The sequence below is a fragment of the Aeromicrobium sp. CTD01-1L150 genome (assembly GCF_041951745.1).
Classification (GTDB): domain Bacteria; phylum Actinomycetota; class Actinomycetes; order Propionibacteriales; family Nocardioidaceae; genus Aeromicrobium.
In genome coordinates, this window is record NZ_CP169555.1 from 1,939,041 (window position 1) to 1,954,097 (window position 15,057).

A 15,057-nucleotide genomic window follows, 5' to 3' on the forward strand; every position below is an offset into this window, starting at 1 on the left:
TGCCGTTCTGCATCATGCGCGGGCGATTGAGCCGGTCAGGAATCGAGAAGAATCCCGCCCAGCACCGTGTGTAACGTGACCGCCATGGATACCAGCCTCGTTCCCCAACCTCCCCGACCTCCAGATGCTGCAGGGGGCTGGTCCAGCTCGGCGACGAGGTTCGCGACTACGCCGTCCACGACCTCGCCGGCAGCCTCGTGAGGATGAACCAGCTGACGCACGCCGCCGACGACCACGACCTCATCAAGGTGCAGGGGGCGCGCGAGAACAACCTGAAGGACGTCAGCGTCGAGCTGCCCAAACGACGCCTCACGGTGTTCACCGGGGTGTCCGGGTCCGGCAAGAGCTCGCTCGTCTTCGCCACGGTGGCGGCCGAGTCGCAACGCCTCATCAACGAGACCTACAGCGCGTTCCTGCAGGGATTCATGCCCACGCTGGCCAGGCCGGACGTCGACGTCCTGGAGGGGCTCACGACGGCGATCATCGTCGACCAGGAGCGTCTGGGGGCCAACCCTCGCTCGACGGTCGGCACCGTGACCGACGCCTACGCGATGCTGCGCATCCTGTTCAGCCGGCTGGGCGAGCCCTACGTCGGCCCCCAGACGGCGTTCTCCTTCAACATTCCCACCCGGAAGGCGAGCGGGATCATGACCACTGAGAAGGGTGGTCGCACCGAGAAGAAGGTGGCCCGCAACGAGGTGTACCTGGGCGGCATGTGCCCGCGGTGCGAGGGGAGGGGCAGCGTCTCCGACGTCGATCTGAGCGAGCTGTACGACGCAGGCAAGTCGCTCAACGAGGGACCGTTCACCATTCCCGGCTACAACGCAGACGGCTGGAACGTGCGCATCTTCACAGCGTCGGGACTCTTCGACCCTGACAAGCCGATCAAGGACTACGACGAGGCAGAGCTGCACGACCTGCTCCACAAGGAGCCGACCAAGATCAAGTTCGAGAACATGAACCTCACCTACGAGGGACTCATCCCCAAGGTGCAGAAGTCCTTCCTGTCCAAGGACGTCGACGCCGTCCAGCCGCACGTGCGCGCCTTCATCGAGCGGGTCGCCACCTTTGCGCCCTGTCCTGACTGCGACGGCACCCGTCTCACCGAGGCCGCGCGGTCGTCGAAGATCAACGGCGTGAACATCGCCGACGTCTCGGCGATGCAGATCACCGACCTCGCCGACTGGGCCCGTGACCTCGACACGCCCGAGGCTGCACCGCTGCTGAGGAGCCTGCGGCACACGCTGGACTCCTTCGTGGCGCTCGGGCTGGGCTACCTGAGCCTCGACCGGCCGTCAGGGACGCTGTCCGGTGGTGAGTCGCAGCGCATCAAGATGCTGCGTCACCTCGGATCGTCCCTGACCGACGTGACCTACGTGTTCGACGAGCCGACCATCGGACTGCACCCGCACGACATCCAGCGCATGAACAACCTGCTGGTCCAGCTGAGGGACAAGGGCAACACGGTGCTCGTCGTGGAGCACAAGCCCGAGACGATCGCCATCGGCGACCACGTCGTCGACCTCGGCCCAGGCGCAGGCAGCGGGGGAGGGCAGATCGTCTTCGAGGGCACGGTTGAGGGCCTGCGCGACAGTGACACCCTCACCGGGCGGCACCTGCACTATCGCGCCTCGCTCAAGGACGAGGTGCGAGAGCCGCGGGGGAGCCTGCAGGTCAGGGGAGCCTCGGCGCACAACCTGCAGGACGTCGACGTCGACGTGCCTCTCGGTGTGCTCACCGTTGTCACCGGAGTGGCCGGCTCCGGCAAGAGCTCGCTGATCCTCGGCTCCGTGGCGCCGATGGATGGCGTCGTGGCAATTGACCAGAGCGCCATCAAGGGATCGCGGCGCAGCAACCCGGCCACCTACTCCGGTGTGCTGGAGCCGATCCGCAAGGCGTTCGCGAAGGCCAACGGCGTCAAGCCGGCGTTGTTCTCGGCCAACTCCGAGGGCGCCTGCCCGACCTGCAAGGGCAACGGTGTCGTGTACACGGAGCTGGGCTTCATGGAGACGGTCTCCACGCCGTGCGAGGACTGCGGTGGGCGGCGTTTCCAAGCGTCCGTCCTGGAGTACCAGCTCGGAGGCAAGGACATCAGCGAGGTCTTCGAGCTGTCCGTGTCAGAGGCGGAGACGTTCTTCGGGGAGGGCGAGTCCAAGGTTCCGGCCGCACACAAGATCCTGGCCCGGCTCGACGACGTCGGACTCGGTTATGTCAAGCTCGGGCAGCCGTTGACCACTCTCTCGGGAGGGGAGCGGCAACGGCTCAAGCTGGCTGCGCAGATGGGAGAGAAGGCCGACGTCTACATCCTGGACGAGCCGACATCCGGCCTGCACCTCGCCGACGTCGAAAACCTCTTGGGCCTGCTGGACCGGCTGGTCGACTCCGGCAGGAGCGTCATCGTCATCGAGCACCACCAAGCGGTCATGGCGCACGCCGACTGGATCATCGACCTCGGTCCGGGAGCTGGTCACGATGGCGGTCAGGTGGTGTTCGAGGGCGCGCCGGCCGACCTGGTGGCGGATCGCTCGACGCTGACGGGCAAGCACCTCGCGGAGTACGTCAGCGACTGACCACGACCGGTTGGCGAGCATCTGGTGCAGGTTCGTTGTTTGTGACGAGTGTCGAGGCAGATGTTCTCTGGCGCTCCAGCGAACGATCAGCTCGACAGCTTCGGCAATGTCCTTCGTGTCACGTGAGACTCGCCGCTGTCCGGGTGTGGCGTGGCACGGTGATCCGGAAGGCTTCGCCTACCGTGACAGTGAGCCAGGACTTCCGGCCTTTTAGCCCCTCTTCCCACGCTTCCTTTCATGGCCGATAATGCACATTATGTCAAGTTAGGTCTGTGCATCACAGGGCACGCCCTGCATCATCGGTACTCCCCCCGGGCCAGTATCGCCAGAGAGGTGGGGTCGACATCATGGTTCTCGACATACTCCTGGATCTCTGGGAGTTGTGTGCTGTCCGATGTGCACGTGGACAGATCGATCTCCTGTAGCCACGTGGATGTTCCGTCTGACAGCAGCAGGTGGAGCTTCCCGGCAGTCCATGAGGCGACTGCTGAGGTGGCTCTGATCGTCTTCTCGTCCAGCTGACAGAGTTCCTCCGCTTCTGCGGTCCGGGCTGACGCGCTCATCACCTGCCCCGAGGAACTGATCCACTGCAGGTTTCCGTCGTCGTTGAACGCGGCCACTGCTGCTCTGGCGACCGGGACCCACTGATCGTCCGTCGTGGCGATCCGGTCTGCCTCCTTGATCGCTGTCACGAAGCGGGAGTCGTAGTTCCCGGTGGTGAGGTCGAGTGAGCCGATCCGGATCTGGGAGCGGTGAACACCGTCGAACTTCAACGGCGTCTCGTCGTCGTCCATCTGGACGAGGCCCTCGAGGAAGTAGAGCTTGTCGTCCTCGCGGAAGAGGCCGGACGTGAAGACGGCGGCCCAGCCGTCTTGGTGTCCCCAGTGCTTCCATTCATACGTCCGCTCTTTCGAGCCGTGGTCGAGGGGCACCGCGAGGATCTGCCGGCCTGACTCGTGGTAGTCGTCGGGTCCCTTGATGTACAGGTGCTCGACGTCGTGGCCGAAGCTGTCCGGCACGATGTTCGCCGAGACGTTCTCCGTGCCCTGGTCGACTGAGCTTGCCCAACTGCTGCCGAGGCGGGTTTCATGCTCCTCGACGATCGGGCGTCCGTCGTCGAGCAGGTAGGTGTGTTCTCCCGTGGGGATCAGCAACGCGCCGCGCTCGTTGAAGGCCAGCTGTCCGTTCTGCGTGGGGTCGACCTCGACGATCTCGGTCGTACCGTCCGCGGCGGTGACGGCCACTGCTGAGGTGCCGGTGCCGTCGTCCTCACCGACTGCGGACAGGAAAATCGCCGCGCGGATCGACTCGTTGGGGCCGGTTGGCAGTGCCCCCGAGACGTCACCGGTTGAGCAGCCGCCGAGGACGAACGCCAGGACGACGACTGTGGCCGTCCGCTGCGTGCCAACTGTTGGCATCTTCTGGGAAGTCGATTCTGTCGTGGGTGAGAGTGTGATGAGACTTCCAGATCCCCTATGGCGTGGCGTAGCTGAGCTCTTGCTCCCCTTACTTCCTTGTGCAACCCCGCGTGTTACAACCCGCGTGCCCACTGTCAGTCGACGACAGCGGGTCTCATCGCCCCTACCCTACTGGCCCTTGCGGGGCGCAGCAGTCAAGCTCGGCCCGGGTCGATGCCAGTCCCCTGTCCCCTGGCTTGTCGACGCCACTCCCCTGCTCTGCAGCTCACCGACCGGTCCCCCAGTCGAAGCGCGCCGTCGTCAGGGAGCGCCCGGGCCGGACTGGCCTGATACCCTAAGGGGGTATAGGCTTCAGTTTCACAACACGAGAGGACGATGACCATGAGCACCACGCAGACCTACACCGTGACCGGGATGAGTTGTGGACACTGCGAGTCCGCAGTCCGTTCCGAGGTCTCCCAGATCCCCGGGGTCGACCACATCGAGGTCAGTGCCTCGACCGGCCGGCTCGCCGTCACGACTGAGGCGCCCGTCGAGGACGCCGCGGTGATCACGGCGGTCGACGAAGCCGGGTACCAGGCGGTGCGTACCTGAGATGGGCGCCCCAGCCAGGCTCGGCCTGTACGGAGCGGTCCTGCTGACCGTGTTCGCCGTGGCCTTCGTCACGGCGAACACAGTCGTCCCGGAGTCGACCGTGCAGTCCTGGTCGGAGGAGACTGCCGACCACACAGAGGATCACGGCATGAGCACCGGGAAGCACCAAGGTGCCGCGACCGGACTGACGCTCGAGTCGAGCGGCTACCGCCTCACCGACGTCACCGCACCGACCAAGACCGATGAAGAGGGCGACCTCGCCCTCACCGTGCAGGGCCCGGACGGCGAGCCGGTGACGGACTTCGAGGTGTCCCACGAGAAGGAGCTGCACCTGATCGTGGTGCGGACCGACGGCACCGGCTTCCGTCACGTCCACCCCGAACGCGACACTGCCGGTCGGTGGTCGATCCCGTGGACGTGGCAGGAGGCCGGCAGCTACCGCGTGTACGCCGAGTTCGTCCCCGCGGACACCGGCAACGACATCACGCTCTCCGCGGTGGTGCACGTCGGCGGCAACCTCACCCCCTCGACTCCGTCCGAGGCGGTCACCGCGACCGAGACCGACGGATACGAGGTGAGCGTCGACGGCGACCTGGTGGCCGGTGAGGTCTCCACCCTGACCGTCAGCGTCGCCCGCGACGGTGAGCCGGTCACCACCCTGGAGCCCTACCTGGGTGCCTACGGGCACCTCGTGGCCCTGCGCGACGGCGACCTGGCCTACCTGCACGTGCACCCACACGGCGCCGAGCCCCGGGGCAGCGAGACCTCCGGGCCGGACGTGGTCTTCGAGGTCACGACCCCCACCCCCGGCCGGTACCTGCTCTACCTGGACTTCCAGGTCGCAGGTGAGGTGCACACCGCCGAGCTCGTCCTCGAGACCACCGCGACCGCCCTCCACTCGCCGGCCTCCCATGACGGCGATGGCGCCGCCGAACACGGAAAGCGAGACAGCCATGACCACGACGAGTGAGCCCACTCCTGCGGCATCGAGCGTCGAGCTGCAGATCACAGGCATGACCTGTGCCTCGTGCGCCAACCGGATCGAGAAGAAGCTCAACAAGCTTGACGGCGTCACCGCCAGCGTCAACTACGCCACCGAGAAGGCCTCGGTCTCCGGCCCTGTCGGCCTGGACCCACAGGCCCTGATCGCCGAGGTCGAGAAGACCGGCTACTCCGCTGCCCTGCCCACCCCGCCACAGGGCGACGGCCGGCAGGACCATGCTGACGACCAGCCAGCCGATGATGCTGAGCTGCGCACCCTGCGTCAGCGCCTCATCGGCTCGGCGGTCCTGGCGGTGCCGGTCATCGCGATGGCGATGATTCCCGCCTTGCAGTTCGACTACTGGGGCTTCGCCTCCCTCACGCTGGCCGCACCGGTCGTCCTGTGGGCCGGCTGGCCATTCCACCGCGCAGCAGCCATGAATCTGCGCCACGGGACGGCGACGATGGACACGCTGATCTCGGTCGGCACCAGCGCGGCGCTGCTGTGGTCGATCGTGGCACTGTTCTTCGGAACCGCTGGACAGCCCGGCGTGGTCCATCCCTTCGAGCTGACGATCTCCCGCTCCGACGGCCTGGGACACATCTATCTCGAGGTCGCTGCCGGCGTCATCACCTTCGTGCTCATGGGCCGGTACTTCGAGAAACGCTCCAAGCGCCGCGCAGGCGCCGCCCTGCGGGCCTTGCTCGAGCTCGGCGCCAAGGAAGTCGCCGTCCTGCGCGACGGGCGCGAGGAGCGGGTTCCGATCGAGGAGCTGTCGGTCGGAGACGAGTTCGTCGTGCGGCCCGGTGAGAAGGTCGCCACCGACGGCATCATCACGTCCGGGACGAGCGCCATCGACGCCTCCATGCTCACCGGAGAGTCGGTGCCGGTGGAGGTCGTCACCGGCGATCCGGTCACCGGTGCCACCGTGAACGCCGGTGGTCGGCTGGTGGTCCGGGCCACTCGCGTGGGAGCCGACACCCAGCTGGCGCAGATGGCCAGGCTCGTGGAGGACGCCCAGTCCGGCAAGGCAGAGATTCAGCGTCTGGCCGACCGGGTCTCCGGCGTCTTCGTGCCGATCGCGATCGCGATCGCCGTGGCCACCCTGGGTGCGTGGATGGGTGCTGGATTCCCCGTGGCTGCGGGGTTCACCGCCGCGGTCGCGGTGCTGATCATCGCGTGCCCCTGCGCGCTCGGCCTGGCCACGCCCACCGCACTGCTGGTGGGCACTGGTCGCGGTGCTCAGATGGGCGTGCTCATCAAGGGGCCCGAGGTGCTCGAGTCCACCAAGACGATCGACACGATCGTGCTGGACAAGACCGGCACTGTCACGACAGGCAGGATGACCCTTCTTGAGGCCATCCCCGCTGCGGGGGTGGACCGCGGGAAGCTGCTCCGCCTGGCCGGTGCCGTGGAGGACGCGTCGGAGCACCCGATCGCCCAGGCCATCGCCACCGGCGCCACCACCGAGGTAGGTGACCTTCCCACGCCGGAGTCGTTCGAGAACATCGAGGGCCGCGGAGTCCAGGGCATCGTGGACGGCCACGCCGTCCTGGTCGGGCGCGAGACGCTGCTGGCCGAATGGTCCCAGCATCTCGGCGAGGACCTGCAGGCAGCCAAGAACGAGGCCGAGGCCCAGGGCAAGACCGCGGTCGCGGTCGGCTGGGACGGTCGCGCGCGGGGCATCCTCGTGATCGCCGACGAGGTCAAGCCCACCAGCGCCCAGGCCATCGCGCAGTTCAAGGACCTGGGGCTCAGCCCGGTGCTGCTGACCGGTGACAACCAGACGGTGGCTGAACAGGTCGCCTCCGTGGTCGGTGTCACTCAGGTCATCGCCGAGGTGCTCCCGAAGGACAAGGTCGACGTCGTCGCCCGACTCCAGGACGAGGGCAGGACGGTGGCGATGGTCGGCGACGGGGTCAACGACGCGCCCGCCCTGGCCCAGGCCAACCTCGGGCTGGCGATGGGCACCGGCACCGACGTGGCGATCGAGGCTGCGGACATCACCCTGGTACGCGGCGACCTGCGGGCGGCTGCCGATGCGATCCGGCTTTCGCGGCGGACCTTGCGGACCATCAAGACGAACCTGTTCTGGGCCTTTGCCTACAACACCGCGGCCATCCCCCTGGCCGCGTTCGGGCTCCTCAATCCGATGCTCGCCGGTGCGGCGATGGCCTTCTCCAGCGTCTTCGTCGTCTCCAACAGCCTTCGCCTGCGCACCTTCGCCTCTCGTGCGGACGAAGCACCGGAACGCGCGACGCGAGGCGAGCATGATGTGGCACCTGCATGAGCCGGTCGCGCGCTGTGGCAGCCGTTGAGAAATACCCATACGGGGTATAGATTGAGTGCATGAGCATGCACCGCGCCGACCAGGAGGTCTCAGGCTCACACACGCTCGAGGAGCATGCCGGTCACCACGAAGCGGGTGCACACGGGCAGCATCACGACGCCGACCACGGCGGTCACGGCGGACATGGCGGACATGGCGACCACGTGGGGCAGTTCCGGCGTCTGTTCTGGATCATGCTGGCCCTGGCGGTCCCCGTGGTGGGGTTCAACGAGATGTTCGCCACTCTGGTGGGATATCAGCTACCAGAGGCTGAGTGGGTGTGGTGGGTCTCCCCTGTCGTGGGCACCGTCGTGTACTTCTGGGGCGGCTGGCCGTTCCTGACGGGCGCGATCTCAGAACTCAGCAGCCGCAGGCCCGGCATGATGCTGCTCATCGGCCTGGCCATCTCCGTGGCGTTCGTCGCCTCGTGGGGCGCGAGCCTGCGTGTGCTGGACCATGAGCTGAACTTCTGGTGGGAGCTGGCCCTGCTGGTGGTCATCATGCTCCTCGGGCACTGGATCGAGATGCGATCCCTGGCCCAGACGACCTCCGCCCTGGACTCCCTCGCCGCGCTGCTGCCGGACGAGGCCGAGAAGCTCGACGGTGACGAGGTCGTGACGGTCGCCCCCGCTGACCTGGCGGTCGGCGACGTGGTCATCGTCCGCCCGGGCTCGGCGGTGCCGTCCGACGGGCGGATCGTCGACGGCTCGGCCAGCATGGACGAGTCGATGGTGACCGGCGAGTCCAAGACCGTCCGCCGGGAGAAGGGCGAGATCGTGGTGGCAGGCACCGTGGCCACCGACTCCGGACTGCGCGTGGAAGTGACCGCCATCGGTGAGGACACCGCACTGGCGGGCATCCAGAAGCTTGTCGCCGACGCCCAGGCGTCCTCCTCACGTGCTCAGCGGATCGCCGACACCGCAGCCGGCTGGCTGTTCTGGTTCGCCCTCGGTGCCGCTGCGGTCACCGCCCTCGTCTGGTCGGTGCTGGGTATGCCCGAGAGCGCCGTCGTGCGCACCATCACCGTCCTGGTGATCGCCTGCCCGCACGCTCTGGGCCTGGCGATCCCGCTCGTGGTGTCGATCGCCACCGAGCGCGCGGCCCGAGGCGGTGTGCTCGTGAAGGACCGTCTTGCGCTGGAGTCGATGCGGACCGTGGATGTGATCCTGTTCGACAAGACAGGAACCCTCACCAAGGGTGAGCCGACCGTCACCGGGATCGAACCGACCCCGGGCTACCCCGAGGACGCAGTCCTGGCGCTGGCCGCGGCCGCGGAGTCCGACAGCGAGCACCCCCTCGCGCGAGCCATCGTCGGTGCAGCACGGTCCCGTGAGCTGGAGGTGTCCGAGCCGACCGACTTCTCCTCCTCCCCCGCCGTGGGCGTCAAGGCCACCGTGGACGAGACCCTGATCGAGGTCGGCGGCCCCCATCTGCTCCAGCAGCACGGCCTCGAGGAGCTGAGCGTGGATGGCTGGCGCGCCGAGGGCGCGATCATTCTCCATGTCCTGGCCGACGGTCAGGTGATCGGAGCACTGCGGCTCGCTGATGAGATCCGGCCCGAGTCCCGTGACGCCGTCGACGCCTTGCATGCTGCCGGTGCGCAGGTGGTGATGATCACCGGTGACGCCCAGGCGGTCGCCGACACGGTCGCCCAGGAGCTGGGGGTCGACCGGGTCTTCGCCGGGGTCCGTCCGCAGGACAAGGCAGCCAAGGTCGTCGAGCTCCAGCACGAGGGCAAGAAGGTGGCCATGGTCGGTGACGGCGTCAACGACGCGCCGGCCCTCGCCCAGGCAGACGTCGGCGTCGCCATCGGAGCCGGCACCGATGTGGCGATCGGCTCCGCCGGGGTGATCCTCGCCTCGTCCGATCCGCGATCCGTGCTGTCGATCATTGAGCTGTCGCGGGCGAGCTACCGCAAGATGAAGCAGAACCTGTGGTGGGCGGGCGGCTACAACCTGCTCTCGGTGCCCCTGGCCGCTGGTGTGCTCGCGCCCATCGGGTTCGTGCTGCCGATGAGCGTCGGCGCGATTCTCATGTCCGCGTCCACGGTGGTCGTCGCCCTCAATGCGCAGCTGCTCCGGCGGCTGGACCTGACCCCGGCACACAGCACGAGCACGTTCCTCGACCGCGACACGTCCGACTGATGCGCGGACACCTCCATCATCGAGTCCCACACCACGACACAGGAGCAGCCACGATGGCCAACAAGCCCAACTCCCCGACCGGAGCAGCTCACGGCTACATCAGCGACAAGGATCGCTACCTCGCTCGTCTCAAGCGGATTGAGGGTCAGGCGCGCGGCATCCACCGGATGGTGGATGAGGACACCTACTGCATCGACATCCTCACGCAGATCAGCGCGCTCACGAGCGCGTTGGAGAAGGTCGCCCTTGGTCTGCTCGACGACCACCTCAAGCACTGTGTGGTCGATGCTGCCAAGGAGGGCGGCCCCGAGGCGGAGGAGAAGATCAAGGAGGCCTCCGACGCGATCGCCCGACTCGTCAGGTCCTGATCGGTCCTGCACCGGCCGCCACGAAGCTCAGGCCACTACGCTTCGGGTGTCCCAGATCGTTCGAGACAAGGAGACAGTTCTGATGGCCGAGCCACTGGGCCTGCAGACGGCTGAGTCCGTACTGGCCAGCCAGCCGTTCAATGACGTCGTCGGCGCGCGGATCACCGAGTTCGGCGGTGGCGCTGCCACGCTTGAGCTCGACATCGAGCCGCACCACCTCCAGCAGTACGGCGTGGTGCACGGCGGCGTGTACGCCTACCTCGCCGACAACGTCCTGACCTTCGCGGCCGGCAGCCGCGTCGGGGCGAGTGTCATCACTGCTGGGTTCAGCGTCAGCTACGTACGCAGCGCCCGCGCGGGAACCCTGTCCGCGCGGGGCGTCGTCTCGCACGCCGACGACCGGCAGGCCGTCTGCACCGCAGAGATCCATGCAGTCTCACCCGAGGGCGAGACTTGGTTGTGTGCCGTCGCCCAGGGCACGATCATGCGCACCGCCGACCGCAGCGGCTCGGTTGCCGAGTCCTGACGTTCCCACTCCCCCGGCGCTTCACACCCGTACGCGCCGTGAGTCCGAGCCTGGGGGCCGCACCGGGGCCCGTCGGACGGCGAGCATGAGCACGCCGGCGGCCCCCGCGAACCCCACCGCACCCACCAGGAGGCCGGCCGGTGTCGATGCGCCGTCGGCCAGCTTTCCGAGCCCGATGTTCGCCAGCGCCGCGGTGCTGAGGAAGGCCATCGACGTGATGGACAGTGCCGTGGCGCGTCGACGGCTGTCGACGCGCTCGTGCACGAGCGCGTTGAAGACGGCGCCGAACGCGGTGTGCACCAGGTAGGCCGTCCAGAACCCTGCCACCAGCACCGTGGGCCCCATGGCCACAGCCATGGTGAGCAGACCCACCATCTGCACCAGCGGGAGGACGACCGCCACGGGCCCTGGGCCGCGATGACGCAGGATGCGAGCCACGACGAATGCGCCCATGGATGCGAGCGCCCACGCTCCGGCAGAGATCACCCCCATGGCGGCTGCGGCGGCCGTCTCCTCGGCCGAGAACTCCTGCAGACGCACCGGCATCAGCAGCTCCAGCGCCGCCACCCCGACGGCCGCGCACATGATCGCGACGACGAACCACCGCACTGCCGGCCCCATGACCAGCCCCAGGCCGCCACGCATCGCCCCGGTCCACGAGAGCCTGCCCTCGGCGTGAGCCAGCGTCGACTCGTGCATGAGCAGCGACGCGCACACCATCACCAGCGCCGTCACGGCAGCGGCCGCCACGTACGGGGCTGCCAGCGTGACCGCAGCCGGCCAGGGCGCGAGGTGCAGCAGGGCAGCCGACGACAGTGACCCGACGGCGATCGCAGCTGCGATGACTCCCCCGGAGGCGGCCAGACCGGACGGAACCTGCTGCTCCTGCCCCGCGGCATGCTCCGCGTCGACGAACCATGCCTCCAACGCACCGCTGTCCAGGGCGCGATAGAGGCCCATCACGGCAAAGGCCACGGCGAAGGCCGTGACGGACTGGGCGAGATAGGTCAGCGAGTAGGCGATGAGTACGAAGGCGTTGGCCAGCAGGAAGACCCGACGCCGCCCCCAGGCGTCGGTGAGCCCCCCGCTCGGGATCTCCATCAGGAGCACCACGACACCCTGCGCGGCCAGTGCGACAGCCACCTCGGTCACCGAGAGCCCCCGTGAGAGCGGCAGGAGCAGGACCACCGGTATGACGAGGCCGGTGGACAGCCAGCGCAAACCCAGCAACAGCAGGAATCGCGCGCGGATGCTCACGGCTTCACCGTGGGCGCCGCGACGACGTGCACGGCCACCTGGTGCGCTCCGCGACGCTCGCGATACCGAACGATCACGGCGTCAAGCTCTGCGGTGAGCTCGTCCAGGTCCTCGACGTCCAGGTGCAGCAGGTAGTCCGAGTGGGAGGTGGGACCGGTCGGTTCGCCCTGCGCGGCTCGCAGCTGCTCCAGCAGCTCGCGCTGCTGCACGCCCTTGACCACATCGAGCGCGGCGCGGCCCTCCGGTGTCTCGGCGAGGCCTCGCGGCAGCTGCGTCGCCTCGTGCACCGCTCGCCAGCGCCGCTCGCGGCCGTCGCGGTGGACGTCGTCGGCGACGAAACCGTACCGCTCCAGCTGTCGTAGGTGGTAGGACAGCGAACCGCTCGACTCCCCCAGCGCCCTGCCCAGCTCGCTCGCAGTGGCGGGCCCGTTCTTGCGCAGCTCCCCCATGGCGCTCAGCCGCAACGGGTGCGCCAGGGCCTTGAGTGTTCCGAGGTCCTCGACCACCATCTTCTGCATTTCGCAAAGCTATCTTTGCAAAGAGATGTTGTCAATGTGCGGTCCGCGGGGTCGGGGTCGTACTAGGCTGTCGACCATGGCCGAAAGCCCGGTGATCCTGCTGGTCTCCCATGAGCACCGCCGCACCGTGGAGTCGGAGTTCGGCAGTCGGTACGACCGTGACTACGAGCTACACGTCGTCGCCTCTGCCGGCGATGCACGCGAGCGCGTGCGATCGCTCACCGATGAGCGCCGGCCGGTGGCGCTCATCGCCGCCGAGGTCGAGCTCCAGGACGGGTCCGGGATCGACCTGCTGCGCGAGCTGCACGCCACCGTCCCCACCGCGGTACGGATCCTGCTCATCGGCATCGGGGACTTCCGTGGCCGCCTCGACGAGCTCCGCGACGCTCTCGCCGCACGGTACTTCGACACCTTCTTGGGCATTCCCCGCGGCGCGCGCGACGAGGAGTTCCATGTTGCCGTGACCGAGCTGCTCTCGGAGTGGGGCGCATCGGTCGCGCCACCTGTGGTCGCCGCGCTCACGATCGTCACCGACGCCGAGTCGCGACAGGTCGCCGAGATCCGCGACGTCGGCGCGCGGATGGGCCTGCAGAGCGAGACGCACTCTCCCGAGTCCGCCGTGGGCCGGCAGGTCCGCGAGCAGGCCGGCGACGACGAGCGCTATCCGATGGTCCGGACCGTCGACGGGCGCGTCATCCCGGGCGCGCGGGCGAACACCGTCACCCAGGCCATGTTCGGTGCACCGGACTCGATCCCCGAGGGCACCATCGCCGATGTGGTCGTCATCGGCGGTGGGCCAGCAGGCCTCGCGGCCGCGATGTACTCGGCATCAGAGGGCTTGGGCACGGTCATCATCGAGAGCGAGGCCATCGGCGGCCAGGCCGGGACGAGCTCGATGATCCGCAACTACCTGGGATTTCCGCGTGGCATCTCCGGCATGAGACTGGCCCACCGGGCCCGCGTGCAGGCCACCCGCTTCGGCGCACGCGCCTTCACCGGCCGGCCGGCCACCCACGTGGAACGAGGACCGGCGGACCAGCCGGAGCACCACCACGTGCACGTCGACGGCGCGGTGCTGTGCGCACGCACGGTCGTGATCGCCACTGGGGTCGCCTACCGCACTCTGGGCATCCCCGCGCTGGAGGAGCTCGTCGGCACCGGGGTGCACTACGGAGCGGCGACCACCGTCGCGCGGGAGATGAAGGACCGACGGGTCTTCGTCGTCGGTGCAGGGAACTCGGCCGGTCAGGCGGCGGTCCACCTCGCACGCTTCGCCCGGCAGGTCACCATTGTGGCTCGCCGTCCCGATATTGCCGAGACGATGTCGGACTATCTTGTCCGTGAGATCGCCGCGACGCCGACCATCGACGTCCGCGCGGGATCGACCATCACCGCCGGCGGCGGACAGAACCAGCTGGAGTGGCTCGACGTGTCGTCCTCCATCACCGGCGCGACGGCGCGTGAAGGGGCCGACGGCCTCTTCCTCATGCTCGGCGCAGCACCGCACTGCGACTGGCTCCCCGAGGACATCGCACGGGACGGCAGCGGATTCCTCCTCACCGGGCGGGACGTCCCGCACGACGCCTGGATGGACGATGTTCCCCCCGCCAGTCTGGAGACCACGGTGCGTGGCATCTTCGCGATCGGCGACGTCCGCTCGGGCTCGATGAAGCGGGTCGCCTCAGCCAGCGGCGAAGGTGCCTCCGTGGTGCCGCTCATCCACGCACACCTCGCCTGGCTGCGGGAACAGCAGTTCACTGCCCTGCACTGAACACTGCGGTGTCGACGTCGTACATCACCGACACCAGCCCGCCGGTGAACCGGGTCACTGATCGCACGCTCAGCCCTGCACGGGCGCTGGGATGCCTGCGCCCCTCACCGAGCATCACCGGGCAGGTCTCTAGCCAGAGCCGATCCACGGCGCCGGCAGCGAGCAGGTCGGCCACGAGGGTGAGGCTTCCCCAGACGATGGCGGTGGAGCTCCCGACGGCCTCGAGCAGGCTCGGCACCCCACCGGAGATCACCTCCGCCGACCGATTCCCGCCCCACGGAGCATGACCGAGCGTGTCACTCACGACAAGGCGTGGGGTCCGGTTGATGAAGTCCGCCAGCGGCCCCGAGGCGTCCGGCCAGTGCACGACGAACATCTCGTACGTCCGGCGTCCCAGGACGATCGCGTCCACCTCCTCCAGCACGGACAGGTTGTGCTCGTCACGCTCGTCGAGCGTCGTGGAGGCCAGGACGAAATCCACCGTTCCGGCAGAGTCGGCCGCGAATCCGTCCGCCGTCACCATGTTCTGGACAATCAGCACAGGTCCACCTCGCAAGGCTCAACATTATTCCGAATCGGA

General features: G+C 68.0%; 12 protein-coding genes. 8 read left to right on the forward strand and 4 right to left on the reverse strand.

All coding sequences use genetic code 11. The features are described 5' to 3' along the window. Positions 1-203: 203 nt before the first annotated feature. Positions 204-2,570, forward strand: a complete 2,367-nt coding sequence (locus ACEVFP_RS09600; RefSeq protein WP_375003613.1) for an ATP-binding cassette domain-containing protein — start codon at positions 204-206, stop codon at positions 2,568-2,570. 296 nt (positions 2,571-2,866) lie between these two features. Here ACEVFP_RS09600 and ACEVFP_RS09605 read toward each other — a convergent pair whose 3' ends face one another. Next, the gene (locus ACEVFP_RS09605; protein WP_375003615.1) at positions 2,867-4,120 is read right to left on the reverse strand and encodes a hypothetical protein; all 1,254 of its coding nucleotides are present in this window, start codon (positions 4,118-4,120) and stop codon (positions 2,867-2,869) included. A gap of 249 nt (positions 4,121-4,369) precedes the next feature. Between ACEVFP_RS09605 and ACEVFP_RS09610 the strand changes: the two genes are divergently transcribed. From ACEVFP_RS09610 to ACEVFP_RS09635, 6 genes are all read left to right on the forward strand, one after another. Further along, positions 4,370-4,582, forward strand: a complete 213-nt coding sequence (locus ACEVFP_RS09610; protein WP_375003617.1) for a heavy-metal-associated domain-containing protein — start codon at positions 4,370-4,372, stop codon at positions 4,580-4,582. A gap of 1 nt (position 4,583) precedes the next feature. Next, positions 4,584-5,552 (forward strand): heavy-metal-associated domain-containing protein, encoded by a 969-nt coding sequence (locus ACEVFP_RS09615; protein WP_375003619.1) that lies wholly within the window; start codon positions 4,584-4,586, stop codon positions 5,550-5,552. After that, the gene (locus tag ACEVFP_RS09620; RefSeq protein WP_375003620.1) at positions 5,536-7,854 is read left to right on the forward strand and encodes a heavy metal translocating P-type ATPase; all 2,319 of its coding nucleotides are present in this window, start codon (positions 5,536-5,538) and stop codon (positions 7,852-7,854) included. The genes ACEVFP_RS09615 and ACEVFP_RS09620 overlap by 17 nt, the downstream gene beginning before the upstream one ends. A gap of 59 nt (positions 7,855-7,913) precedes the next feature. After that, a complete protein-coding gene (locus ACEVFP_RS09625; RefSeq protein WP_375003621.1) occupies positions 7,914-10,037 on the forward strand; it encodes a heavy metal translocating P-type ATPase in 2,124 nt (707 codons plus the stop codon). 53 nt (positions 10,038-10,090) lie between these two features. Next, entirely contained in the window at positions 10,091-10,405 is a 315-nt protein-coding gene (locus ACEVFP_RS09630) for a metal-sensitive transcriptional regulator (protein ID WP_375003623.1), read from the forward strand. An 82-nt stretch (positions 10,406-10,487) separates the two neighbouring features. Beyond that, complete coding sequence (locus ACEVFP_RS09635) at positions 10,488-10,931, forward strand: PaaI family thioesterase (protein ID WP_375003625.1); 444 nt, start codon at positions 10,488-10,490, stop codon at positions 10,929-10,931. A 21-nt stretch (positions 10,932-10,952) separates the two neighbouring features. On the opposite strand, the gene ACEVFP_RS09640 is transcribed toward ACEVFP_RS09635, so the two are convergent. After that, the gene (locus tag ACEVFP_RS09640; protein ID WP_375003627.1) at positions 10,953-12,188 is read right to left on the reverse strand and encodes an MFS transporter; all 1,236 of its coding nucleotides are present in this window, start codon (positions 12,186-12,188) and stop codon (positions 10,953-10,955) included. Continuing rightward, positions 12,185-12,706, reverse strand: coding sequence for a helix-turn-helix domain-containing protein (locus ACEVFP_RS09645; RefSeq protein WP_375003629.1), 522 nt, complete (start codon positions 12,704-12,706; stop codon positions 12,185-12,187). Before ACEVFP_RS09645 ends, ACEVFP_RS09640 begins: the two co-directional genes overlap by 4 nt. A gap of 76 nt (positions 12,707-12,782) precedes the next feature. Here ACEVFP_RS09645 and ACEVFP_RS09650 point away from each other — a divergent pair, with 76 nt between their 5' ends. Continuing rightward, entirely contained in the window at positions 12,783-14,477 is a 1,695-nt protein-coding gene (locus tag ACEVFP_RS09650) for an FAD-dependent oxidoreductase (RefSeq protein WP_375003631.1), read from the forward strand. On the opposite strand, the gene ACEVFP_RS09655 is transcribed toward ACEVFP_RS09650, so the two are convergent. After that, entirely contained in the window at positions 14,461-15,018 is a 558-nt protein-coding gene (locus tag ACEVFP_RS09655; protein ID WP_375003632.1) for a dihydrofolate reductase family protein, read from the reverse strand. The two genes, ACEVFP_RS09650 and ACEVFP_RS09655, sit on opposite strands and share 17 nt — an antisense overlap. Positions 15,019-15,057 lie beyond the last annotated feature (39 nt).

Bases quoted from the DNA above. Each gene is read 5' to 3' on its own strand.
- ACEVFP_RS09630 (WP_375003623.1), top strand. From the start codon at position 10,091: ATGGCCAACAAGCCCAACTCCCCGACCGGAGCAGCTCACGGCTACATC.
- ACEVFP_RS09600 (WP_375003613.1), top strand. From the start codon at position 204: ATGAACCAGCTGACGCACGCCGCCGACGACCACGACCTCATCAAGGTG.
- ACEVFP_RS09625 (WP_375003621.1), top strand. From the start codon at position 7,914: ATGAGCATGCACCGCGCCGACCAGGAGGTCTCAGGCTCACACACGCTC.
- ACEVFP_RS09610 (WP_375003617.1), top strand. From the start codon at position 4,370: ATGAGCACCACGCAGACCTACACCGTGACCGGGATGAGTTGTGGACAC.
- ACEVFP_RS09645 (WP_375003629.1), bottom strand. From the start codon at position 12,706: ATGCAGAAGATGGTGGTCGAGGACCTCGGAACACTCAAGGCCCTGGCG.
- ACEVFP_RS09615 (WP_375003619.1), top strand. From the start codon at position 4,584: ATGGGCGCCCCAGCCAGGCTCGGCCTGTACGGAGCGGTCCTGCTGACC.
- ACEVFP_RS09635 (WP_375003625.1), top strand. From the start codon at position 10,488: ATGGCCGAGCCACTGGGCCTGCAGACGGCTGAGTCCGTACTGGCCAGC.
- ACEVFP_RS09620 (WP_375003620.1), top strand. From the start codon at position 5,536: ATGACCACGACGAGTGAGCCCACTCCTGCGGCATCGAGCGTCGAGCTG.
- ACEVFP_RS09650 (WP_375003631.1), top strand. From the start codon at position 12,783: ATGGCCGAAAGCCCGGTGATCCTGCTGGTCTCCCATGAGCACCGCCGC.